This is a genomic window from Alteromonas marina, from assembly GCF_000808575.1.
GTDB classification, from domain to species: domain Bacteria; phylum Pseudomonadota; class Gammaproteobacteria; order Enterobacterales; family Alteromonadaceae; genus Alteromonas; species Alteromonas marina_A.
The window spans coordinates 135,515-159,483 of sequence record NZ_JWLW01000067.1; the positions used below are offsets into that span (position 1 = coordinate 135,515).

Consider the following 23,969-nt stretch of genomic DNA (forward strand, 5'->3'; position numbering starts at 1 on the left):
TAATAATTATGTTTACCCGTGCCAACCTTTAAGCTGTGCTTTTATATGCACCTAGATACCATCAACCCTAACGCTTATTTGGCATCGGGTAATTGGGAGACTAATTCATCTAGTCCGCTTACCACCGTGTCAGGCGCTATTGCTAACGGGTATAGTACCTTACCGGAGCGTGCAATGAACGCGGCTTGCCAGCCTGCCTGTTTAGCACCAGCAATATCCCAACCGTGGGCCGCCACTAACATAGCGTCTTCTGCTGCTATACCCATTTTTTCAATAGCCCACTCATACGTGCGTGTATCGGGCTTATATAAGTTAATGTCTTCTACACTTAGTCGCTCGTCGAAATAAGACAAAAGATCAGCATTCTTAAATTGAGTATATACGCCTTGATTAGACGAGTTGGTAAGGCTTACTAGTTTATAACCCTTGTTTTTAAGTGCCTGTAAGCCATCGCGCACGTCAGGATGGGGTGGTAGGCTTCGCAATGGCGTGACAATTGCCGTTTTGGCTTGCGCTTTGGTCAATTCAATACCTTCAATTTCTGCCACCATCAGCAAGGAGGCAACGCCAATTTCTCCAAAGGTATGAAAGCGGCCAGTCGTTGAATCAACCAGTGAATGATGCAGCATAGTAGAGAACCACAGTGGCAATAAATCATCTCTACCGCCCAAGGCTTCGCCTACCGAGCTGCGCATGGCGGTGAGGTCTAGCAAGGTCTCATTAACATCGAAAAAGATAACCTTTGGTGCTCGCAATTCCCGTGCAGACATTGCTCTATTCTTATCAGGCTGCGCGGCATCTCTGGTGTCTGTCTGAGCGAAGACTGGTGATGACAATAGACTAATGCCTACAGCGGTTGCGCAACATAGCCTTGAGAGTAATGAAGAAGGTGAGCGAGCCATAATTATCCTTTACAAAATTTGAACGAGTGTTCAAGTTGGGCGGGATAACACATGAATGCAATAGCTAATGAGACCAAACGACTATTTTCTAGTGGTCAACCGATAGCCGTTGCCTCTCAGAGTTTCAATAAATATGGCATCACTGCTGTGAAGCTTTTGTCGCAGCCTACTGATATACACATCAACAACATTAGTTAACGGATCGCTGTGACTTCGCCATACTCGACTTAATATGCGTTCTCGAGACAGCACTTTTTCAGCATTTTCTGCGAAGTAGTAGAGCATGTCGTATTCTAGTTTGGTGAGTGAAATCTCTTCCCCAGACAATGTCGCAATACGTGACTCGTCATCGATGTTTAACGGTCCGATGGTGAGGCCTAATTGAGTAACCGGTGTATTCGTCACTCTTCGGCTTAAGGCCGTTATGCGCGCAAGTAGTTCGTCAAAGTCAAATGGCTTGCACAAATAGTCATCCGCGCCTTGTTTTAAACCATTCACACGCTCGCGTACTTCGTCCACCGCGGTTAGCAACAAAACCATTGGGGCATGGGGAAGCGACTTGATTGCGGGCAGCAGCTCTACGCTATCTTCATCACCAAACATGCGATCAAGTACAATAATAGCAGGGGCTTCATGGCGAATGCGCGTGACTAAGTTGTGTAATGCCGGCTCTTCAATGCACTCAAAACCTTCAGCGCTTAGGCCTCGTGAAAGAAAGCGTAGTAAGGGGGCTTCGTCATCAGCAATAAGAATTTTCATTGTTGTTATAATCCTAACCGTTCGATGTTGTGTAATATTGGAATCGATCCAACTGGGCCCTTAATCATCTAAAACTGGCAGCGTCAACGTGAACTGCGAGCCTTTACCCAATGTGGAATGCGCACTCAATGTACCGTGGTGGGCTTCTGCTATCGCTTTAGCGATAGACAAACCTAGCCCCATTCCATTGCCTTTGCGCTTTAACCTAACGAAGCGTTCAAAAACGTGCTGCAAATCACTTGAAGAAATGCCTTCACCGATATCAATGACCGATACGTTGATATTCGGGCTTTCGCTCTCAACGCGCAGCACAATGGGCGTATCGGGATAAGAATATTTGTGCGCGTTTTCGATAAGGATGGTCAGTACCTGCGCAATTCTGTCTTTGTCGATGAGCACTTGGACCTCATTATTGGCAAGCCATTTTAGATCTAAGTCTCTTGGCTTTGTGAGCTTTTGCCATAACGCCATATTTTGTGTAAGCAGGTTATGTAAGTCAGATTTAACCAGATCTACAGTAAATTCGTGCATCTCGGCACGCGCTAGCAGCAGCAAATCATCAACCAAGTTACTTAAGTTCACGGCTTGCTCAAGTATGGTTTCTAGCGTTTCTTTATAAATCTCGTTGCTAGCCGCAGCCTGCCTAAGGGTTACCTGCGCTTCGCCACGAATAATGGTTAACGGCGTGCGCAATTCGTGACTAACATCAGCCATAAATTGCCGTCGCTTTGCGTCCAGTTGAGTGAGTTTATTGTTGGCTTCTTTTAACGCCCGTGTTCGGCTCTCCACTTCAAACTCTAAGTGCTTGCGATGGGCATCAGCTTGATCTTCGTGTTCCTGTAAACGCGCAATCATGGAGTTTAGGGCTTTGACCAAGTCAGTGAATTCGCTATCTAAGGTTTCAGGCAATCGATAGTGATAGTTACCCGATGCAATGGCATCGGTACCCGTGCGAATTACCGTTAGCGGCTGATAAAGGGCATTGAATAGCCAATAGCAACCCAGCAGAATAAAAGGGCAGGTAATCAGACCTAAACTAATAGTAAACCACACAATGCTGGTGTTTAGCGTTTCAATGCTAGCGTTAATGCGCGATACAACGCCTGTTTGGCGGTTTACTGCAGAGTTGATGGCTTCCCTGAACTGGTTGTCTATAGTTACTTCTAGTAATGTTTGAAGGCGCTGCTGTTGATTTAGCGGAGTACGGTCGTTGCTTAGGGCAATTGCTCTAAACTCTTCCACAATGCCTTGAATCAGTGCTTCAAGTTCATCGGTATCTTCTACACTTCCTAATGTTGCCTCAAGCCCTAATGCTTCGCGTTGATCAAGTTCTAGTGACTTTATTCGGTTCAGCGAGTTTTCAATTTGTTGCTGCTTGTTGCGCACTTTCGCCTGGTTCGCATTCTTTCCAAAAATAAGCTCGTCGGTAAGCTGCTTAAAAAGCCGATAGGAAATGCTCGATAATTGTTGGTGCTCTGACAATAGCGATTGAGCGAGTTGAGCTTGCGCTAAGTTAGTGCGTGTTAAATGGGCCGAAACGGCTGCGCTGGCCAATGCAATTAATAAGATAAATGTGGACAGTAACCCAAACAGGTAAAGCTTACGTTTGTACATGGCAGTGACATTATGATTATTTATCGGTGTATACGCTAAGTTTTGTGTAATGGTGCAGTTTCGTACTAATTAAAAACGGCAAGCGCTAGGGAGTTAAACAATAAGCTGCTAGTCGTTTAGTACATGACAAACAGAAGGTTGAAAAGGGCGATGCACGGAAAAAAGACCGCGAAAAAAGAGTGTATTTATAAAAGTACGAGCTTGATTAGGCGTAAAATGAAAACGTGAACGTTTAGCCGTTACGCGCTAGCACGGACAAGGCAATATCTGTTTGATATTGGAGCTCTTCATCTATTTTCCAGTGTTCGGGGCTCCAACCCGCTAAGAACCGATAAAAGTCAGCGCAGGCGAAGGGGTACAGGTACTTCCATTCAGCAATGATAAGCGCAATATCAGCACGCTTAAAACAAGCCGAACTATCATTGTTAGCCAATCGAGTGTGTAACGCATCCTCGAGCGCTTGAAAGTAGTTATCGAGCAATGCATCACGATGTTTCATGTGGGTTTGGGTTGATAGGGCACTGCCCAAAAAATACGCCACGTCCTTGATGCCTGTGCCATAACCCACGTACTGAAAGTCGACAGCTGCACAGTCAGAAAAATCGTCGGTAAAACAAAAGTTAGCCACTTTAGCATCGCCGTGCACCAAAGTGTGATAGTTAGCGTTGCTTAACGTGTTAGCTATAGCGACAGCATGTTGCTTTAATGATCCATCCGGCATGGCATGGAACTCGTCTTCACGGGTTGCCAAGTGCCAATACGTGCCCTCTGGCCATAACTGTATATTTCGGCTATTAATTTCATCTCTTACATTGACAAAGCGTGCATGAAAATTGGCAAGCCATTTTAGAACAGTGATGCATTGCTCAGCGGTAAGTGAAGAGGCCGTGCGAGAATAGCCACTGTGTGCTAAGTCTTCCATAACAAGAAGGGAGGCTTCGCCCTGTTGGCTGTGCCCTAAGTATTTTGCTGTACGGCACGACGCATCAGTTTGGACTTTAACGTCGCTATAAAAACAGTTCTCTACCTTAAAAGATTGGCACTTACGGTTGTGGCTAGCTTCACCATTCCAGCCTTTAGGGTGTGAGAGTCTGTGTGGCGGAGTGGCGCATTTCACGACTACTTTTAGCGCTGCTTCGTCTCCACCTTGTTGCGCGCCAAGTGGGTTTAGTTGAGCTTGGTGATACTGGCTTTCTTGGAAAGGGCTTCTCTCGTCCTGGTTCTTTGAAAAAGTATTATTAGGATAGCCCAAAGTGGCACGAAAGCACGCTCCGTAGCCACTCCAAAGAGGTTGAATCATTTGTGTGTCTAATACTTGCGCGTTACATACTTGGCTTAACCAATCTATATACTGCTGGTTTACCGTATCTGACATTTTAATCTCAACTCGGACTCGATGTTAAACGTACACTAACAAACAAAAAAGCCGCTCGAAAGCGGCTTTTACATCAATTAGCTAGTAGCGCACTAGCGACTGAAAATTATTCAGCCACTGCTGCTACTTCGGCAACGTCATCTACCGACTGAGGAAGCGTTGTTACTGCTGATGCACGTGACGTTGCGTGCGACATCGCTGCAGTTTTACCCGATACTGCGAGTGCAGGTCGTGTGTCGTCAGCTTTAGCGGTAAGCGCTACATCAACAAATGCGTCGTTTACTGCTGCAGGCAATGCCATAGGGTGCGATGCGCCACGCTTTCCTTTGCCACTCGCTGCTAGGCTCGAAGAAGGCGCTGCTGTTGTTTCAGCCTCTTCTTTAGTCGCTGGCGTATCTGCTTTCGCCTCTTGTACCTGTGCTTCTGGTTCTGCAACTACAGGTGCGTCAGCCAAGTTTATTTCAACTTGCTCTGGCGATGCTGTTGCTTCGTCTTTAGCTTCTGGCGCCGTGGCTTCTTGCGCAGTATCAGCTTGCGTTGTTTTACCTTCAACTGAAGGTTCAGTCTGTGCCTTTTCTTCAGCGTTGCTTTCTTGCTCAGAAGTTTCGGTCGCCTTAGCAGTTTCGGCTTCAGTCGTCACGTTGTCGCCAGCTGATGTTACCTTTTCAGTTGAATCAACAGGTTCTGCTGAAGTTACTTCTTCCGCAGAAGGCTTTTCGTCCGCTGAAGCTTTATCGTCAGCTGAAGCTTTATCGTCAGCTGAAGCTTTATCGTCAGCTGAAGGCTCTTTGCCAGCTGAAGGCTCTGTACCCGCTGAAGGCTCTGCATCAAACTGAAGTTCGTCTTGAACAGCTTCAACATCAAGCTTAGCTGTATCTTGTTTAGAAACAGGTTGCTCGTCGGCCGGCGCTAGTCGTCCAGGCTCTTGCGCTTGTGTTTCTTCAACAACAGGTGCATCTGTCTTAGCTGTCGCTTCAAATTCTGCTTCTGGCTGCTGCGGTGACAACTCACCAGGCTGTTTAGCTTGCGTGTCTGAATCGTCCACTTGCTGCGACTCTTTCTTACGACGTTGACCTGCTGCGCGAACGTGACGTGGAGAGCGGCGTGAACGGCCACGGCCTTCACGTTTTTGACCATGCTCTTCACTGTTAGCGTCGGTATTCGCATCAGTGCCATCAACGGCATCACTAGTTATCGCTGATGAGTCACCTTCACCCTTAACAGCATCCGATACTGGCTTCGCTTCAGCATGTTTATCCGCTGGCTTTTGCGCGGCTTTGACTGCTGGCTTTTGCTCATCCTTCTTCTGTTCAGCAGTGTTTTCAACCGGTGACTCTGCTTTCGGCGCTTTAGGCTTGGTGTCAGCTTTAGCTTTGTGCTGCATTGGCGCTTCTTTGGCTACTGGTGTGGCCTGCGCTTCGCTTTGTTCGGCAGTATTCACCGCGTTGTCATCTTTCTTCACACGAACGCTGCGGCGTTTATCACGACGTTTTCTACGTTCAGCAACTTCACGCTTCTTCTGCGCTTGGTTTTCTTGCTGCTCGCCATCTTGCTTTTCGTGCTTAGGCTTTTGTTGCTCATCGCGTGGTTGCTGTGCCTTACGAGGCTTACGACCTTTGTTATTGCGCTTATCATCTTGATCTTGACGCTGGTCTCGCTGCTGCTCGCCGCGCGGTTTGCGATTATCCTGCTGCTCACCATCGCGGTTCTGGTCTTTACCTTGAGACTGATTGCCACGACGATTGTTCTTGTTGCGCGGCTTGCGGCGACGGTCGTCATTATTGCGGCTGCGGTTGTTTCTATTTTTATTACCAGACTGTGGCTTCTTGTCTTTATTGGTTTCTTCTTCGCTTTCGCTTCCGAATAAATCACTAATCCATTTGCCAAATCGGGCAAATAGTGAAGGTACATCGTCGGCTTTCTTTGCTGTTTCTTCTTTTGGCGCAACTACAGGTGCAGCCGTTGGTGCAACAAGGCCTTTCAGTGCTGGCTCTTCGCGCTTAACCGGTGCAGAAGTCGTTGTTTCCGTCTCAGCTTCTACCGCAGGCATTAACTCTACGTCGTAACTCGCTTCAGATATAACGTCATCTGGACGTCTGCGTAATACCTGGTAGTGCGGTGTATCTAGGTTTGCATTAGGAATAAGCAGTAAATCTACGCCGTGACGCTTTTCGAGAAGCTGAATTGACTTACGCTTTTCGTTAAGTAGATAGGTCGCAACTGGAACAGGCAACTGTGCTTCAATTTGCCCTGTGTTTTCTTTAATGCTCTCTTCTTCCAAAATACGAAGAATAGACAGTGCCAAAGACTCAGTGCCACGAATGGTACCGTGACCAGAACAGCGAGGGCACACATGGTGTGCAGATTCACCCAGTGAAGGGCGTAAACGCTGGCGAGACATTTCCAAAAGGCCAAAGCGAGAAATACGACCCAATTGTACTCGTGCTCTGTCGCTTCTCACCGCGTCTTTCATGCGGTTTTCAACTTCACGTTGGTGACGTACTGGCGTCATATCAATGAAGTCGATTACAACCAATCCACCTAGGTCACGAAGACGCAGTTGACGGGCAATCTCGTCTGCCGCTTCTAGGTTTGTGTTAAGCGCTGTCTCTTCAATATCACCGCCCTTAGTTGCGCGAGCAGAGTTGATATCAATAGAGGTTAGTGCTTCTGTTGGGTCAATAACAATTGAGCCACCTGATGGTAAGCGAACTTCGCGCTGGAAAGCAGACTCGATTTGGCTTTCGATTTGGTAGTGGCTAAATAATGGTACTTCACCACGATAGAGTTTTACGCGGTTGGCAAAGTCAGGGCGCACTAGTTGAATATGCTGCAACGCTTGCTCGTAAATACTGGTTTTATCGATAAGTATTTCGCCAATATCGCGACGCAGATAGTCACGAATAGCGCGCACAATAACGTTACTTTCCTGATGAATTAAGAACGGTGCTTCTCGTTCCTCTGCTACCTCAGAAATCGCTTCCCAGTGTTTAAGCAAGACTTTTAAATCCCACTCTAGCTCTTCGTAAGATTTGCCCACACCGGCAGTACGAACAATCAAACCCATACCGTCAGGAAGGTCTAATTTACTTAGTGACTCTTTAAGTTCTGTGCGCTCATCGCCTTCAATACGGCGAGAGATGCCGCCAGCGCGAGGGTTGTTTGGCATAAGTACCAAATAGCTACCCGCAAGTGAAAGGAATGTGGTTAACGCAGCGCCTTTTTGACCGCGTTCTTCTTTATCAATTTGAACAATAACTTCTTGGCCTTCTTTAATCACATCTTTGATGTTTGGGCGGCCTTCGAATTTGTAACCTTTAGGGAAGTAAGTGCGGGCAATTTCTTTAAGGGGTAGGAAACCGTGACGCTCTGCGCCGTAGTCAACAAAAGCAGCTTCTAAACTAGGTTCAACACGGGTAATTTTACCTTTGTAGATGTTCGCTTTTTTCTGCTCGTGCCCTGGGCTTTCAATATCTAAATCATACAACCGTTGCCCATCAACGAGGGCAACGCGCAACTCTTCTTGCTGAGTTGCATTAATTAACATTCTTTTCATTGTATCTAACTCTGTTTTCGTACAGCCGTTAAGACACAAAATTAAAGTGACATGTGCAAACCCTCACCGCGCAACCTCCCGGCTGGACGGGGACCTTGTTGTTTCGTCGCATTATCCCTGGTGGGTGACCACATTAGCGCCGTTTTTAGCGCTCAAATTCAATTGAATTCGCTTGTGTCTTATTTTCAGACAAATTCTCAAGCAAATTATAATGGCCACACTGCTTTAAGGATGTCGGGAGCGACTAGCCCTTATTACTGTATTCTTTTTTACAAGCAATTTAATTGCTTGCGTGTCATTTAATTCTGTTAGTTAACGGCAAACTTATTTTATGTTCGCAAGCAATGGCGGTTGCTTTATCACGGCAGTGTAGTCGTTGCCTCTCTAGCTTGGTTGGCCTGAAAAATATTTTTTCATTGCGGATGCTACCAACGCGAACGCCATACTTTTTCGTTTTACAAGTTTGAGCAGCATCGTCATTCTTTATAGATTGCTGTCTCTTTCTTGATTGTTGTTTTTATAACGCTTGGTTTCACGTTTTTGAAAGGGGCTTTACTTACCACCTGACATCAAAAACTCATGTGTGAATTGTACCGTCCAAAAAACGTCGTTAATTATCGCACCAAAAACGCTTTTTTAGCAAGGAAAGCAAGTGAATAAATTGTGTATATCTCAATATGTAGGCTGGTAACGAAGACTAGAGGGTTAAAGATAAACTGCCCTTGTTTAAAATTGCATCGATAGGGGCTTTTTTCAATTATTTCTCACTTTCAGTTAGCCCAGAGAAATAGCAATGGGGTATACTCGGAGCATGAAAGAAGAAGCTCCCCAAAAAGTACGATTTGTAACGGTTGAAGCCGACTTGGCTGGTCAACGTATCGATAATTTTTTACGCACCCAATTAAAAGGCGTGCCGAAAAGCATGATTTACCGCATTTTACGTAAAGGTGAAGTGCGAGTGAATAAAGGTCGTGTTAAGCCTGAATACAAGTTACAAGCTGACGATTTAATCAGAATTCCACCGGTTCGCGTGTCGGAAGGTGCGCCTGCGCCATCGCCCAAGCTCGATAAAATTGCATCATTAGAGTCGCATATCCTTTTCGAGGACGACCGTATACTTGTTATAAACAAACCATCTGGAATGGCAGTTCACGGTGGAAGCGGCTTAAGCTTTGGATTAATCGAAGGCTTAAGAGCCTTGCGTCCCGATGCCAAATTTATGGAATTGGTACATCGATTAGACCGTGACACGTCAGGCTGTATTTTGATAGCCAAGAAGCGTTCTGCCCTTCGCCACATGCACGAACAACTTCGCACAGGTAAAATGGACAAGCGATATAATGCGCTAGTTGCAGGTGAGTGGCCTAAAACTCGATTTAAAGTTAAAGCACCGCTTCGTAAAAATGTGCTGCAATCGGGTGAGCGCATGGTAAGTGTAAGCGACGATGGGAAACCGTCAGAAACTCGCTATCGCATATTAGAGGAATACGCAGGTGCAACCTTGGTTGAAGCGTCGCCTATTACAGGTAGAACCCACCAAATTCGCGTTCACTGTTTGCATGCGGGTCATCCTATTGCTTGTGACCCAAAATACGGTGATGCGGATTTCGACGCGGCAATGCGCCAAAAAGGACTGAACAGACTGTTCCTTCACGCGCGCAGTATTTCACTGCTGCACCCAGCGACTGAAGAGCGCGTCACTTTTACCGCGCCATTAGACGACACTCTCTCAAATACACTTAAAGCGCTGTAAGTTATGCATTCAAAAAAACAGGCTGTGGAAGCACAGCCTTTCATTTCGTTAGATAAAACACTGCCTAAGTACAAACTTGTTATCTTCGATTGGGATGGCACGCTCATGGATTCGGCGGCAAAAATTGTTAGCTGCATGCAGCTTGCTGCAAAGCAGTGTGATATGCCTGTTCCTACCTACGACGAAGTAGGTCACATTATTGGTATAAGTTTAAAGCCTGCCATTAAACAGCTTTTTAATATCAAAGACGATGAGTTAGCCGAGCGTTTAGTCGCCGCCTATAAAGAGGCATTTGTCACTCGCGATACAACGCCGTGTCCTTTGTTTGATGGCGTTGAACAGTTACTTAGCAATTTGAAAGAAGCGGGATGCACATTGGCCGTTGCGACAGGTAAAGCGCGCCGCGGTCTTGATCGAGCGTGGGCACAAACAGGGACGGGTCCTTTCTTTAGTGCGTCACGTACCGCCGATGAGGCAGAATCTAAGCCTTCGCCCGACATGCTGCTACAGTTACTTGATGAACTTAGTGTAAAAATAGAAGACGCCGTTATGATTGGTGACACAACCTACGACATGCAAATGGCGAAAACGATTGGTATGGATAGGATAGGTGTGTCATACGGTGTACATGCGCAGGTTCATTTAGAAGCGTTGTTACCTGTAGCACTTGTACACTCTATAAGTGAACTAGAAACAGCGCTATTCAAATAGCGCTGGTTTGTAGCACTGCTTTGATACAACTGCTCTGACAGAATTAGTGGCTTACTGTGCAGCCATTGCTAATAAATCGACATTGAAGTGCGCGCCCAGTAGTTCATTTAACAGCATTATAGGAAGGCCGATTAAACTGTTAGGGTCACGGCTCTCTATTTTATCAAACAGTAATATTCCCATGCCTTCGCTTTTGAAACTGCCAGCACAATCAAGTGGCTGCTCTTTGTCTACATAGGCGCGAATGGCAGTTTCACTGTTATGGCGAAAGAATACTCGTGTTTCATCTACCTGTGTTATCGTTTTATTGGCGCTAGGTTGGTGAAGGCAAAGTGCAGTATAAAATGACACTTGCTTACCTTGGCATGCCATTAGCTGGTTTACTGCATTTTCAAACGTGCCAGGCTTGCCAAGTAGCTGCGGGCCCGCATCGGTTTGGACCAAAGCTACTTGATCACTACCTATAATAATGGTGTCGTTATTTACCTTTTCTAATTCAGCGGCAACCTTGTGCGCCTTTTGTTCGGCCAAACGTAAACTCAATGCCGTAGGGCTTTCGTTCGCAAAGGGCGTTTCGTCAATATCTGGTGCGTGGGTGTCTACCTGAATACCAATGTTGGCGAGCAACATTTTTCGGTATTGCGATGATGAGGCAAGAACAAGGGAGGCCACAATTACTCCTTTTATAAAATCAATATGTTGCGTACTTTCAGTTAGTAGTACAATGTTACATTATCACTGCGTACCACATACAGCGTTTTATTGTAGGTTAAAACGCAATTTTGCTTTGACAGGAAGGGGTTGACCCTATATCATGCGCGCCCTATGCAGAAAGTGAAACTCCCTCATTCGGTTGAACCGACTAAAAGTGCCATGAAACGTTCCGATTACCGGGGCGTGATTGCGTCTAAAGATATGGAACGATTGAGTGAAGCAGTTGTCCGATGCAATGACTATGTGGACGCAGAAGTACAGTTCGAAAAAGACGCGCAGGGTCTTACTGTCTTTCACGGCCATTTAGCCACGCAGGTAACACTTATCTGTCAAAGGTGTAATGGTGAACTCGAATATCCCGTGGAAGCGGAATTCTGTTTTACTCCAGTGCAGGGAGAAGAGCAGGAAAGCGATGACATCATTCCCGAGGCTTACGAACCGGTAGAGGTCAACGACCACGGAGAAGTTAATCTGCTTCAAATTTTTGAAGACGAACTACTGTTATCTTTGCCAATTGTGCCCCTTCATGCAGAGTCGGAGTGTACAGTGAAGCAAGACGATATGTCGTTTGGAAAGATTGAACCGGAACAAGAGCGACAAAACCCTTTCGCGGTTTTGAAAGAACTTAAGCGAGACCAGGAGTAAGTTATGGCAGTACAACAAAATCGTAAAACGCGTTCTAAGCGCGGTATGCGTCGCTCACACGATGCATTGACAGGCGCGACTTTGTCTGTCGATTCAACGTCGGGCGAAACTCACCGTCGTCACCACGTGACCGCTGACGGTTATTACAAAGGCAAGAAAGTAATCGGCGCGTAATACGGCGACTACATTTTGTCTAAACTAACCATCGCGTTAGATATCATGGGGGGCGATCATGGTCCCCCTGTTATCCTTCCTGCAGCCGTAAAGGCTATTCAACTTCACCCAGACGTGCACTTCACGCTATGCGGTGATGAAGATACCATCAAAGCCGGTACACAGCCCCTTACTGATTCTGAGCGCAACCGCGTTACTATTGTGCATTGCTCACAAGTAGTTGAGATGGGCGAAGCGCCTACGTCAGCGCTACGAAACAAAAAAGATTCTTCCATGCGTCGCGTTATTGAGCTTGTCGAAAGTGGCGAGGCTGACGCATGCGTAAGCGCAGGTAATACCGGTGCACTGCTTACCTTATCGTTCTATTTGCTTAAAACCTTGTCGGGCATTGATAGGCCCGCACTTATTAATATGATGCCTACGACAGGGCACCATAACGTATTTCTTTTGGATTTAGGCGCAAACGTGAACTGTACGCCTGAAATACTTTTCCAGTACGGTGTTATGGGGTCAGTGCTTGCACAAGAGGTGGCGGGGATTGAATCGCCAAGAGTTGCCTTGTTGAACGTGGGCGAAGAAGATATTAAAGGTAACGCGCAGGTAAAATCTGCCGATCAGCTTTTTAAAGATGCGCCAGGCATAAACTATATTGGTTATGTGGAAGGTGACGACATTTTCACCGATCATGCCGATGTAGTGGTAACAGACGGTTTTACCGGAAACGTAGCGCTTAAATCGAGCGAAGGGCTGGCTAAGTTAGTGATAAACGAAGTAAAACGCCAGTCACAGAAGAACTTTTATACCCGATTGTTGGCAAAAATTGCCTTCCCATTACTGAAATCTATCTATAACAGCGTGAACCCCGACCAGTATAACGGTGCGAGTCTGATAGGATTGCGCGGCATTGTTATCAAGAGTCACGGAAATGCACAAAAAGACGCCTTTTATTACGCCATCGTGCAAGCAATGAAAGAAGCAAAGATGCATTTACCTGAAAAGATAAAGACAAAGATAGAAACGGTATTGTTGGAGCAGCTTTGAGCAAATATTCACGCTTTATAGGAACAGGTAGCTATTATCCCAGCGACGTGCGTACAAACGCAGATTTAGAGCAAATGGTGGACACCAGTGACGAATGGATCACTGACCGTACCGGGATAAAAGAGCGACGTATTATTGGAGCAGATGAAACCGCTGCTACCATGGGGGCAGAAGCCAGTAAGAAAGCCATTGAGATGGCTGGCATTGACCCGAAATCTATCGACATGATTGTGTGTGCCACCACGAGTGGTCGCTATGCGCTTCCAAGCACAGCATGTGAAATTCAACGCATTCTTGATATTGACGGTATCCCTGCCTTTGACGTAGCTGCTGCATGTGCAGGTTACTGCTACGCATTAAGTGTTGCCGATCAATACATTAAGTCTGGCATGGCGAAGCGTATTCTTGTAGTCGGTACCGACTGTTTGAGCCGCTTGATAAACCCTGAAGACAGAACCATGGTTATCTTGTTTGGCGATGCGGCAGGCGCAACGATTATTGAAGCGAGTGATGAACCTGGGATTCTTTCCACACATATAAACGCATCAGGCTCTCACGGTGATTTGCTGTACGTGGGTAATCCAACCCGTGGAGACGAGCAGTCGGTTCACGAGAACTGGGGTGTGATGCGTGGTAATGAAGTCTTTAAGGTTGCGGTAACCAAGCTTTCAGAAGTGGTTGAACAAACCCTTGCTGCCAACGGTATGCAAAAATCTGATCTTGACTGGTTAGTACCTCACCAAGCAAACTTTAGAATTATTAAAGCGACAGCTAAAAAGCTGAATATGTCTCTTGATCAAGTAGTGCTTACGTTAGAGCAGTATGGTAATACCTCTGCTGCTACTGTGCCTACAGCGCTTGATACAGCTATCAGAGACGGGCGCATTCAACGCGGACAGCACTTATTACTAGAAGCATTCGGAGGCGGATTTGCTTGGGCATCGGCGCTTGTACGCTATTAGCCTTGCAGATATTTGCCTTGGTGATATTTGCCTCGTTAAGGGGCACTCCAACTCCGACGTTTTCTCGTTTCTAGTAAATTAAAAATAATAAGGAATCGACATGACAAAGACAGCCTGTGTATTTCCAGGACAAGGTTCTCAAAGCGTAGGTATGCTAAAGGAACTTGCTGAGACTTATCCTATTATCGAAGCAACGTTTAAAGAAGCCTCTGACGCGCTCGGCTACGACCTGTGGGATTTAGTCCAAAACGATGCAGACGGTAAACTTAACGAAACGCATATCACTCAGCCAGCGTTGCTTGCTGCTAGCGTAGCAATTTGGCGTGTTATTCGCGAGCAGGGCATAGACGTAGATTACCTAGCGGGTCACAGCCTTGGTGAGTACTCAGCATTAGTATGTGGCGGCGCCATGGATTTTGCTGATGCTATCAAGCTCGTAGAAGCCCGTGGTAAATATATGCAAGAAGCTGTACCAGCAGGCGCGGGTGCCATGTATGCCATTATCGGATTAGACGATGCCGCCATTGCTGATATTTGTCAGCAAACTGCTATTGCTACAGGCGATGTAGTTGCACCAGTTAACTTTAACTCTCCAGGCCAAGTGGTTATTGCAGGGGAAAAGAACGCAGCAGAGCAAGCTGCTAATGCGTGTAAAGAAGCGGGCGCAAAGCGCGCACTTCCTCTTGCGGTAAGCGTTCCTTCACACTGTGAGTTAATGCGTCCTGCAGCAGACAAGTTAGAAGACGCGTTATCGTCATTGAACGTTAATGAGCCTGCAATCAATATTGTGAACAATGTTGATGTCACTATAGAAACCCAAGGTGATGCAATCAAGAACGCATTAGTGAGACAACTATATTGCCCCGTTCAATGGACACGTACTGTTGAATATTTGGCGGCAGCGGGCGTTGAGCGCGTTATTGAAGTAGGTCCTGGTAAAGTACTTACTGGATTGAACAAACGTATCGACAAGAGCCTAGAATCTCTTGCAGTTAATACACCTGATGGTGTTGAAGCATTAAAACAATAAGGAAACGCAATGAGTCAATTAGACGGTAAAATTGCGCTTGTTACCGGCGCAAGCCGAGGTATAGGCAAAGCGATTGCCACGCAGCTTGCTCAGCAAGGTGCTACGGTTATCGGAACCGCAACCAGTGAAAATGGTGCGCAAGCGATCAGCGATTATCTTTCTGAATTCGGCGGCAAAGGCTTTGCACTAAATGTCACCGACAAAGAAAGCGTAGATTCCACGATTAAAGCGATTAATGAAGCACATGGTGGTATCGATATCTTGGTCAATAATGCCGGTATCACACGTGATAATCTGCTAATGCGCATGAAAGATGACGAGTGGCAGGACATTATCGACACCAACTTAACCTCAATTTTCACACTGTCAAAAGCGGTACTTCGCGGTATGATGAAGAAGCGTTTTGGTCGCATCGTGAATATTGGTTCAGTGGTGGGCAGTGCAGGTAACGCCGGACAGGCAAACTATGCTGCAGCGAAAGCAGGGGTCATTGGTTTTTCTAAATCTATGGCGCGTGAAGTGGCTTCTCGTGGTATCACCATCAACGTTGTAGCGCCTGGTTTTATCGATACCGATATGACAAAAGCGCTGACCGATGACCAAAAAGAAGCCATTTTCAAAGATATTCCGGCTAACCGATTAGGCGAGCCTGATGAAATTGCAGCCACTGTTGCCTTTTTAGTAAGCGATGGTGCAGCCTATATTACAGGCGAAACTATCCATGTAAATGGTGGAATGTATATGGGGTAAATTCGCAAAAATTGCGAATTTTCCTTAGTTTGGGGTGGTATTTACCCGAACTTGGATGTAAAAATAGTATTTTACGAATTTCGAATGTCGCTGGTTTGACCAGAAAATTTGTTTAAACTGGTGCTTGCAAGGATGCACCTTGCAAAATAAACTAGCGGCACTTTTATTATCTAGTGACGTTTAAGGGAAACCTAGAATTATGAGTAACATTGAAGAACGCGTTAAGAAAATCATCGTTGAACAACTTGGCGTGAAAGAAGAAGAAGTAAAAGCAGAAGCTTCATTCGTTGACGATTTAGGCGCTGATTCACTTGACACTGTTGAGCTAGTAATGGCTTTGGAAGAAGAATTCGATACTGAAATTCCTGACGAAGAAGCAGAAAAAATTACTACTGTTCAATCAGCAATTGATTACATCAACGCTAACAAAGACGCTTAAGTCTTAAGTAGCGACAAAACGGCTCTTCTAACAGAGCCGTTTTTGTATCTCCTACCTTAGTTCCAAAGCGAGGGCTTTTTGTGACAAAACGTCGCGTAGTGGTTACTGGTCTTGGAATGCTTTCACCATTAGGTCTTAATAGCGAAGACACATGGCGCAAATTGCTCGCGGGCGAAAGCGGCATCGGTGAAATCACCCATTTCGATTGTAGTAACTATTCAACCCGTTTCGCAGGTCAAATTAATGATTTTGATCCGCAGGAATACATTGAAAAGAAAGAAACCAAGAAAATGGACCGCTTTATCCAGCTGGGTATTGCAGCAGGCAAGCAAGCCTTGGTCGATTCTGGTTTAACTATTTCACAAGATAATGCGCATCGTGTAGGTGTAGCTATTGGTTCAGGTATTGGTGGTTTAGAACAAATTGAACAAAACCATTTAAAACTGACAAATAGCGGTCCTAAGCGCGTATCGCCATTTTTTGTACCTTCAACTATTACCAACATGATCTCAGGCTTTTTGTCTATCATGGAAGGGTTGAAAGGACCGAATTTAAACGTTGTGACTGCTTGTACAACAGGCGTTCATAATATTGGTATTGCCGCAAGAACAATTGCTTATGGCGATGCTGATGCCATGTTGGCCGGAGGCGCAGAAGCGTCTATTACGCCGTTAGGCATGGCTGGTTTTGCCGCAGCACGTGCGTTGTCATCTCGCAACGACAACCCACAAGCAGCAAGCCGCCCATGGGATAAAGACCGCGATGGTTTTGTCATGGGTGAGGGCGCTGGCGTGGTAATGCTAGAAGAATACGAAGCAGCAAAAGCGCGTGGCGCGACCATTTATGCAGAACTGGTTGGTTTTGGCATGAGCGGCGATGCATACCACATGACTTCTCCACCTGAAGATGGCGAAGGTGCGGCAGCGTCTATGCAAAACGCGATAAATGATGCGAAGTTGGATGCAAGCGAAATCGGCTATGTTAACGCACATGGTACGTCTACGCCTGCAGGTGATATTGCCGAAGTGGCAGCAGTAAAACGCGTGTTCAATGACCATGCTCACAAGCTACTTGTTAGCTCTACCAAGTCAATGACAGGCCATTTGCTAGGGGCCGCCGGTTCAGTTGAGGCAATTTTCACTATTTTGGCACTGCGTGACAAAATGGCGCCGCCAACCATTAATTTGGATGAGCCAGGTGAAGGCTGCGACTTAGACTTTGTTGCACACAAAGCAAAAGCATTCAATGAAGACTACGCACTGTGCAACTCATTCGGGTTTGGCGGTACGAACGGCTCATTGATTTTCAAGCGTATCTAATACGGCGTAACTAATATAGCGTAATCATCGCTGTTTAAGTGTAATTTACGTATAGTCAAAAGGCAGCTTCGGCTGCCTTTTGTTGTTTATACAGTTAAATCTCGCAGTAAATATCATAAAACTAAGGTCTCTTTGAGCACAGCTACAGCCAAATCAATTCAGCTAGACGTTGTCTGACCAACGCAAGTTGGTATACTTCCAACAACCACAATAACGGCGAACAAGAGTAGGCAGTGAGAATTATTCCTAGCGCTACGCCTATTTCATCAAGTGACAGGGCGTTTAATTATGGCGACGGTGTGTTTACCACTTTGCTGGTAGACGAACACAAAGTGCAATTATTGCCTTATCATATTTCACGTTTAGAGCACGATGCGGCAGCCATCAAGCTCAATATTGATATTTGCGCGCTTGAAGCCGCAATTGCTGAACAGGTTAAGACGATAAAGAGCGGTTCAGGTGATAACGCTTCTCCAAAATATGTGCTAAAAGTTCACGTGTCGGGAGGTCAAGCCGGAAGGGGGTATGCGCGAAGCGAAGACAGTGAAGCATTAGTCAGATTTAGCCAGCACCCGTACCCCGTCCATTACGATAGTCTTGCGAATGAAGGGGCAACGGTAATATGCGCTCAAACGCGGTTAGCCATTCAACCATTGCTTGCGGGTATAAAGCATATGAACAGGCTAGAACAAGTCTTAGTTAAGCACGAAGTAGACGACGCTGGCGCACACGATGCTATTGTTTGCGATACCCAAGATAACATTATTGAAGCGAGTGCTGGCAATGTATTTTTCTACCTCAATGAACAATGGTATACGCCGTCTTTGAAGGGAAGCGGTGTCAATGGCGTAGTCAGGCAGTGTCTTATTGATTCGCTGTTAAACGACAATTGTTCGCTTCACGTGGGGGAATATGACCTTTCTTATTTGCGAAAAGCGAGTGCAGTGGTAATTACCAATGCACTAATGGGCGTAATGCCGGTACAGAAAATACAAATGCCGGATTTCTCTTATGTCGATTTTGATGTAAGAAGCGATGCGATTGTAGCGCTAAAGACACGGCTTCAGACTGCGCTTCAAAATTAACTAAAACGCACTTCTCACAACGGGGTTCGTCAACGTTTTACGAGCTTCACCAGATTAGTAGTAAAAAGAAATAAAATGGAATGTAAAGCAATGAAGAAAGGGGAAGTTCAAGCATGAAGCGGGTAATTGTTATTCTATTATCTCTTTTCATGCTTGCCGTTGTTGGGGCAGCCTCTGGCGTAATGTATGTCTCGAGCAAGGTTACCGATGAACTAGCATTAAAAAGTGAAACCTTATTTACGATAGAGAGCGGCAGTAACGCTTATCGTACCGTGAAACACTTGCGTAAAATAGGTATGACCGATGTGTCGCCCTTTGTTGCTAAGGTGTGGCTCAAATTCTTTGCAGGCAGTACGTCTGTTAAGTCTGGCACCTACATGCTGCGTCCAGGGCAGTCACTAGTAGATGTGTTTACCTTGTTTACTGAGGGCGATGAGCATCTCTTCGCAGTGAGTTTAGTCGAAGGGCTAACCCTTGCACAGTGGCTTGAGGCGCTTAAACAAAACACTGATTTGGTGTTTGATTTAAACGAAGGGAAATTAAACCAGCTCACTCAGGATAATGGCGTAGATTGGTGTTGCGAAAACGTTTCGCAGACAGAGGGCGTATATTTGGCTGATACGTATTTCTTTACCAAAGGCACAACCGCAAGCGAGGTATTGAAAAGAGCACACCGCGCGCTAATTGACTTTGTCTCTAGTGAATGGGAGTTACGGGATGCCGAACTGCCGTTAGCCACACCTTACGAGGCTCTTATCTTGGCGAGTATCATTGAAAAAGAAACGGCTGTGCCGGCGGAACGTGACATGATTTCAGGCGTTTTCGTCAATAGGCTAAACAGAAATATGCGTCTTCAAACTGATCCCACCGTGATTTATGGTATCGGTCCTACGTTTGACGGAAACATTACCCGTAAGCACTTGCGAACAGCAACGCCTTACAATACCTATGTTATTAAAGGGCTCCCACCTACGCCTATCGCGATGGCAGGCAAGGCCGCCATTCACGCTGCGTTGCACCCACTGACAACGGATGCACTCTATTTTGTGGCGAAGGGCGATGGCAGCCATCAATTTTCTACGACACTGGCTGAACACAATGCAGCTGTGCGAAAATACCAGTTAAAACGATAGCCGTATTGATGCAGACAACCGATACGTTATAGCTAAATAAAAACAGAGTTTAAAAAGTAATGCGCGGAAAGTTTATTGTAGTTGAAGGCCTTGAAGGGGCAGGAAAAAGCTCAGTGATTGGGCTGATTGTTCAAGCATTAAAAGGTGCAGGAAAGCGCGTTGAGCAAACTCGTGAGCCAGGCGGCACACCGATGGCAGAAGCCATTCGAGAATGTGTAAAACACGACTGGGATGAGACCGTGAGTGAGGAGACTGAACTACTTCTTATGTATGCGGCGCGTGTGCAATTACTTACCAATAAAATCTTACCCTCACTTGATGCTGGTGCGTGGGTGGTAGGTGACAGACACGACCTGTCATCTCAAGCCTATCAAGGCGGTGGTCGGGGCGTCAGTGGAAAAACAATGTCGGCCATCAGCGATATCGCCCTTAAAGGGTTTAAGCCAGATTTAACTCTATATCTGGATGTCGAGCCTGCGGTTGGACTAGAGCGCGCCCGTGGGCGAGGGGAGCTTGACCGCATTGAGCAAGCGGGGCTCGCCTTTTTCGAACGAACTCGTGCAAAATACTTGTCTCTTGCAAAGCAAGATGAATCTATCGTCGTGGTCAGTGCAATGCAGCCTATGGAAAAGGTTCATCAAGACGTGATTGCGATTATCAATGACTATGTGACGAACACAAGTAGCGAAAGCAGTAACATGGCTCGAAACGAAAGCCAACAGGGGAAAGGCTAATGCAAGTAATGCCTTGGTTTGCTACAACGTTCTCGACGTTACTGTCGCGATATATGGCAAAGAAACTACACCATGGTTTATTGCTGACAGGGCCAAAGGGAATTGGAAAATACCAACTCGCGTTAGGGTTAAGCAATGCGCTATTGTGTAGGCAGCCAAGCATAAATGGGCCATGTGAACAGTGTCAAAGTTGCCATCTAAGGCAAGCTGGAAACCACCCAGACTTTCATGTTTTAGAAAGTGAAAAGCAGCTAGGTGTAGAGAAAATTCGCGAGGGCATTGGCAAGCTATCAGGTACTGCGCAAATGGGGGGCAATAAAGTGTTGTTGATTCCCCGTGCCGATACCATGACGGAAGCGGCAGCTAATGCACTGTTGAAAACCTTAGAAGAACCCACAAATAATACCTTCTTGCTGCTTATCACTGACAGTATTAATAAAATTATGCCGACCATATTAAGTCGATGTGAACGGCAGATACTCTCACTCCCGTCAGTGTCAGACAGTTTGAACTACTTAAACGCTAAGGGCGTAGAAGATGCAAGCGAAGCGTTACTGGCAGCTTATGGCTATGCCCCTCTTCGCTTAGAAGAGGCCCTCAGTGGTGAAGAAGACTTTAGCTATCGCAATTTTAGCGATGGTATGCAAGCGCTCTTAGCAGGCGATGCAAATTTGCAAGTACAAACGCTTGCGAATAAGTGGCAGGACAATGCGCCTCAAATCGCATTGTGGTGTCAACAGATGGCCCATGACGAATACATAAAACGTCAACAGGCTGTTGATTTTAAACGCTATGAAGCGTGTGTTGATGCGGTAAGAACGCTGCAGCACGCAGGTGTTAACAAATCAATGGTACTTTTTGGGTTACTAAAGCAATTTCAACGTTAATAGGCAAACGCTGGCTTGTCGAAGCCCTTTTGTCTAACAGCAATTTTTTAAAACAGGTGTAGTTTGTTCGTAGATTCTCATTGTCACTTAGACCGACTTAAGCAAGGGCCAGAAGAGCTGGCTGAAACCTTAAATTTCGCAAGAACCCGAGGTGTTGAACACTTCCTTTGTGTGTGCGTATCTGTTCGTGATTACGACAGCATGTTAGCAGCTGTTAGTCAGTTTGAAGATGTATCAGTATCTTGTGGTGTGCACCCACTACATCAAGATGAAGCGTGTAGCTATGAAGAACTGTTAGAGAAGGCGCAGCGTGAAGAAGTGGTAGCCATTGGCGAAACTGGGCTGGACTATTTTTATAGTCCGGAAAGTAAAGAAGTCCAGCTAACGTCTTTCGTCGACCACATCAAAGTAGCTAACGAAACTAAAAAGCCGTTAATTATTCATACGCGGGATGCACGGGAAGACACCATTAACTTACTCCGCCAACACAAAGCTGCGCACACTAAAGGTGTTTTGCATTGCTTTACTGAGTCATTAGACATGGCGCTGGCAGCAATAGAGATGGACTTCTATATCTCTATTTCAGGCATCGTAACCTTTAATTCAGCAGATGAATTGCGTGAAGTGGTAAAAGCGATCCCTTTAGAGCGATTACTTATTGAAACTGACTCACCATGGCTTGCGCCAGTTCCTCATCGCGGTAAACAAAACCAGCCAGGTTATGTGGTAGAAGTGGCAGAATTTATTGCTGAGCTTAAAGGCGTGACGGTAAAAGAGCTCGCGGAAATTACCACGCAAAACTTCTACACGCTGTTTTCTTTAGCCGCCAAGAAGAAGGCCGCGTAGCGGTAAACCAGGCGATTTTAATCCCGGAGGTGGTTATGCCCCAGTGGCGACAAGGATTGACAAAGAGTCTTCACCAAACCCGCAGTATGCCAGAAAGTCGTTACTTTCAGTTAGCGACTGTGGACAGTAGTGGTGTACCGTACTGCCGTACCGTGGTTTTTAGAGGGATCACCGACGACAATCAACTGGTGGTTATTTCTGACACCCGCTCAGATAAATATGACCAGCTTGGCCAGAATCCTCACTCGCAGGTGTGTTGGTATTTTTCTAAAACCAGGGAGCAATATCGCTTCTCTTGTACTGCAACAATAATAACGTTACATCAAGATGCTGACTTAGTTACTCAGCACTGGAATAAATTGTCAGATGCAGGCAAAAAGCAGTTTTTGTGGGGCGAGCCCGGCACACCAAGAAACGATGGTTCGGCACTACAGGTTGAAGGGGATTTTGATGTAGTACCACATCACTTTTGCGTGATCATGCTGGCTATTGATAGCGTAGATTACCTGAATTTGAGAGGTAACCCTCAAAGTCGAGAGTGGCATCACAAAGACGGAAATGGCAACTGGGTTAGCCAGTCATTGATACCGTAGGTGACTATCTCTAATCTCTGCGTAGGCAAATATTGAGTACGTGATACTGCCTATTCTAGGCACTACCTAAGTCAGCAGTATACAAACCGGCGACCGAAGCAAAAAGTAAGCCCTCTCTAGCTTGAACATACGCGATAACGCATTGGCAAATGAGAGGGCGCCGATCACCTAGAAAAGTCGCTCACCTAGAAAATATGGGAAATTGGTGTATCACCTTTAAATAAATAGGTGATCAAGTCAGCATTACTTTCTCTAGCAACGCTTTCGACAATAGCTGTCGCAACATCTTCTCTTGGTATTACAGCATCGTCCCTATTGCTTGGCATATCGGTTCGTACTAAATGCGTGCCCGGTTCATTTAATAAAGTGCCAGGTCGAAGAATTACGTGATGTAAGCCGCTATTAATTAAATGCTCGTCAGCCATGTGTTTGGCAACCAAGTATGGTTTAATTGCTGACTCCACTGCGTCAGGATCGTCTGCACCAATAGAACTAACCATAACAAATTTAGGTGTCCCCGCCGCTTTTGCATAGTTAACCGCGTTGCGAGCCGCCCAAAGATCAATCATAAGTGTTTTATCAGCGCCGGTGCTACCGCCTGAACCTGCTGTGAATACCGCAACGTCCACACCTTCAAAGTGTGCTGAAAAATCTTTTTCTAAATCCTGCTCAACCACTGTGAGGTTGGCATTTTGGATATCTGACAGTTTGTCTGGGCTTCTTACTGGCGCTACGACTTTGTGACCAGCATCCAACAATTTAACTGTTGCTTGTTTACCAATTTGTCCCGAAGCGCCAATCACTAATACGTTAGCCATAACACTATCCTCCTTGCAATTAAAAATGTTTATCATTACAAGGTTTTATAAGCAGCAAACGCAACAAGTGATCAATGACTGCGATGGATTGCATGACAAAGAGATTGACTGCATAAAAGATTAAAGGCA

23 protein-coding genes are annotated in these 23,969 nt (G+C 45.9%); 16 read left to right on the forward strand and 7 right to left on the reverse strand.

Features of this window, described 5'->3' with window-relative positions; all coding sequences use genetic code 11:
* Positions 1 to 74 precede the first annotated feature (74 nt).
* The 5 genes from RJ41_RS18365 to rne form a co-directional block, all read right to left on the reverse strand.
* Positions 75 to 902 (reverse strand): haloacid dehalogenase type II, encoded by an 828-nt coding sequence (locus tag RJ41_RS18365; protein WP_039223951.1) that lies wholly within the window; start codon positions 900 to 902, stop codon positions 75 to 77.
* 81 nt (positions 903 to 983) lie between these two features.
* Positions 984 to 1,661, reverse strand: a complete 678-nt coding sequence (locus tag RJ41_RS18370; RefSeq protein WP_039223954.1) for a response regulator transcription factor — start codon at positions 1,659 to 1,661, stop codon at positions 984 to 986.
* 60 nt (positions 1,662 to 1,721) lie between these two features.
* Positions 1,722 to 3,275 (reverse strand): sensor histidine kinase, encoded by a 1,554-nt coding sequence (locus RJ41_RS18375; protein ID WP_039223957.1) that lies wholly within the window; start codon positions 3,273 to 3,275, stop codon positions 1,722 to 1,724.
* A gap of 232 nt (positions 3,276 to 3,507) precedes the next feature.
* Positions 3,508 to 4,650, reverse strand: a complete 1,143-nt coding sequence (locus RJ41_RS18380; protein WP_039223959.1) for an oxidoreductase family protein — start codon at positions 4,648 to 4,650, stop codon at positions 3,508 to 3,510.
* Positions 4,651 to 4,756: 106 nt separating this feature from the next.
* Positions 4,757 to 8,206 carry a ribonuclease E gene (rne, locus tag RJ41_RS18385; protein ID WP_084081971.1) on the reverse strand — a complete coding sequence of 1,150 codons (3,450 nt, stop codon included), beginning with the start codon at positions 8,204 to 8,206 and terminating at the stop codon, positions 4,757 to 4,759.
* Between the two features lie 811 nt (positions 8,207 to 9,017).
* On the opposite strand from rne, the gene rluC reads away from it, so the two are divergent.
* Both rluC and RJ41_RS18395 read left to right on the forward strand, forming a co-directional pair.
* Entirely contained in the window at positions 9,018 to 9,959 is a 942-nt protein-coding gene (gene rluC, locus RJ41_RS18390; protein ID WP_014979112.1) for a 23S rRNA pseudouridine(955/2504/2580) synthase RluC, read from the forward strand.
* 3 nt (positions 9,960 to 9,962) lie between these two features.
* Positions 9,963 to 10,670, forward strand: a complete 708-nt coding sequence (locus RJ41_RS18395; protein WP_039223964.1) for an HAD family hydrolase — start codon at positions 9,963 to 9,965, stop codon at positions 10,668 to 10,670.
* Between the two features lie 51 nt (positions 10,671 to 10,721).
* On the opposite strand, the gene RJ41_RS18400 is transcribed toward RJ41_RS18395, so the two are convergent.
* Complete coding sequence (locus tag RJ41_RS18400; RefSeq protein WP_039223967.1) at positions 10,722 to 11,342, reverse strand: Maf family protein; 621 nt, start codon at positions 11,340 to 11,342, stop codon at positions 10,722 to 10,724.
* A 153-nt stretch (positions 11,343 to 11,495) separates the two neighbouring features.
* On the opposite strand from RJ41_RS18400, the gene yceD reads away from it, so the two are divergent.
* The 14 genes from yceD (at position 11,496) to RJ41_RS18470 (ending at position 23,022) form a co-directional block, all read left to right on the forward strand.
* Complete coding sequence (gene yceD, locus RJ41_RS18405; RefSeq protein ID WP_039223971.1) at positions 11,496 to 12,029, forward strand: 23S rRNA accumulation protein YceD; 534 nt, start codon at positions 11,496 to 11,498, stop codon at positions 12,027 to 12,029.
* Positions 12,030 to 12,032: 3 nt separating this feature from the next.
* Positions 12,033 to 12,203: a 50S ribosomal protein L32 gene (gene rpmF, locus RJ41_RS18410; RefSeq protein ID WP_012518206.1), complete on the forward strand. Its 171-nt coding sequence runs from the start codon at positions 12,033 to 12,035 to the stop codon at positions 12,201 to 12,203.
* A gap of 15 nt (positions 12,204 to 12,218) precedes the next feature.
* Positions 12,219 to 13,244, forward strand: coding sequence for a phosphate acyltransferase PlsX (gene plsX, locus RJ41_RS18415; protein ID WP_039223974.1), 1,026 nt, complete (start codon positions 12,219 to 12,221; stop codon positions 13,242 to 13,244).
* On the forward strand, positions 13,241 to 14,206 hold the full coding sequence (locus RJ41_RS18420; RefSeq protein WP_014949212.1) for a beta-ketoacyl-ACP synthase III: 966 nt from the start codon (positions 13,241 to 13,243) through the stop codon (positions 14,204 to 14,206). Before plsX ends, RJ41_RS18420 begins: the two co-directional genes overlap by 4 nt.
* A gap of 100 nt (positions 14,207 to 14,306) precedes the next feature.
* Complete coding sequence (fabD, locus tag RJ41_RS18425) at positions 14,307 to 15,236, forward strand: ACP S-malonyltransferase (protein WP_039223979.1); 930 nt, start codon at positions 14,307 to 14,309, stop codon at positions 15,234 to 15,236.
* A 9-nt stretch (positions 15,237 to 15,245) separates the two neighbouring features.
* Positions 15,246 to 15,986, forward strand: coding sequence for a 3-oxoacyl-ACP reductase FabG (gene fabG / locus RJ41_RS18430; protein ID WP_039223984.1), 741 nt, complete (start codon positions 15,246 to 15,248; stop codon positions 15,984 to 15,986).
* Positions 15,987 to 16,185: 199 nt separating this feature from the next.
* Entirely contained in the window at positions 16,186 to 16,425 is a 240-nt protein-coding gene (gene acpP / locus RJ41_RS18435) for an acyl carrier protein (RefSeq protein ID WP_012518211.1), read from the forward strand.
* Between the two features lie 80 nt (positions 16,426 to 16,505).
* Complete coding sequence (gene fabF, locus RJ41_RS18440) at positions 16,506 to 17,744, forward strand: beta-ketoacyl-ACP synthase II (protein WP_014949215.1); 1,239 nt, start codon at positions 16,506 to 16,508, stop codon at positions 17,742 to 17,744.
* A 233-nt stretch (positions 17,745 to 17,977) separates the two neighbouring features.
* Entirely contained in the window at positions 17,978 to 18,829 is an 852-nt protein-coding gene (gene pabC / locus RJ41_RS18445; protein WP_039223987.1) for an aminodeoxychorismate lyase, read from the forward strand.
* Between the two features lie 113 nt (positions 18,830 to 18,942).
* Entirely contained in the window at positions 18,943 to 19,962 is a 1,020-nt protein-coding gene (gene mltG, locus RJ41_RS18450) for an endolytic transglycosylase MltG (RefSeq protein WP_014949217.1), read from the forward strand.
* A gap of 59 nt (positions 19,963 to 20,021) precedes the next feature.
* Positions 20,022 to 20,696, forward strand: coding sequence for a dTMP kinase (gene tmk / locus RJ41_RS18455; protein ID WP_039223990.1), 675 nt, complete (start codon positions 20,022 to 20,024; stop codon positions 20,694 to 20,696).
* On the forward strand, positions 20,696 to 21,583 hold the full coding sequence (locus tag RJ41_RS18460) for a DNA polymerase III subunit delta' (protein WP_039223994.1): 888 nt from the start codon (positions 20,696 to 20,698) through the stop codon (positions 21,581 to 21,583). The genes tmk and RJ41_RS18460 overlap by 1 nt, the downstream gene beginning before the upstream one ends.
* A gap of 63 nt (positions 21,584 to 21,646) precedes the next feature.
* The gene (locus tag RJ41_RS18465; RefSeq protein ID WP_039223996.1) at positions 21,647 to 22,429 is read left to right on the forward strand and encodes a TatD family hydrolase; all 783 of its coding nucleotides are present in this window, start codon (positions 21,647 to 21,649) and stop codon (positions 22,427 to 22,429) included.
* A 35-nt stretch (positions 22,430 to 22,464) separates the two neighbouring features.
* Positions 22,465 to 23,022, forward strand: coding sequence for a pyridoxamine 5'-phosphate oxidase family protein (locus tag RJ41_RS18470; protein WP_039223998.1), 558 nt, complete (start codon positions 22,465 to 22,467; stop codon positions 23,020 to 23,022).
* 185 nt (positions 23,023 to 23,207) lie between these two features.
* Here RJ41_RS18470 and RJ41_RS18475 read toward each other — a convergent pair whose 3' ends face one another.
* Positions 23,208 to 23,840 carry an SDR family oxidoreductase gene (locus RJ41_RS18475; protein WP_014949222.1) on the reverse strand — a complete coding sequence of 211 codons (633 nt, stop codon included), beginning with the start codon at positions 23,838 to 23,840 and terminating at the stop codon, positions 23,208 to 23,210.
* Positions 23,841 to 23,969: the final 129 nt, after the last annotated feature.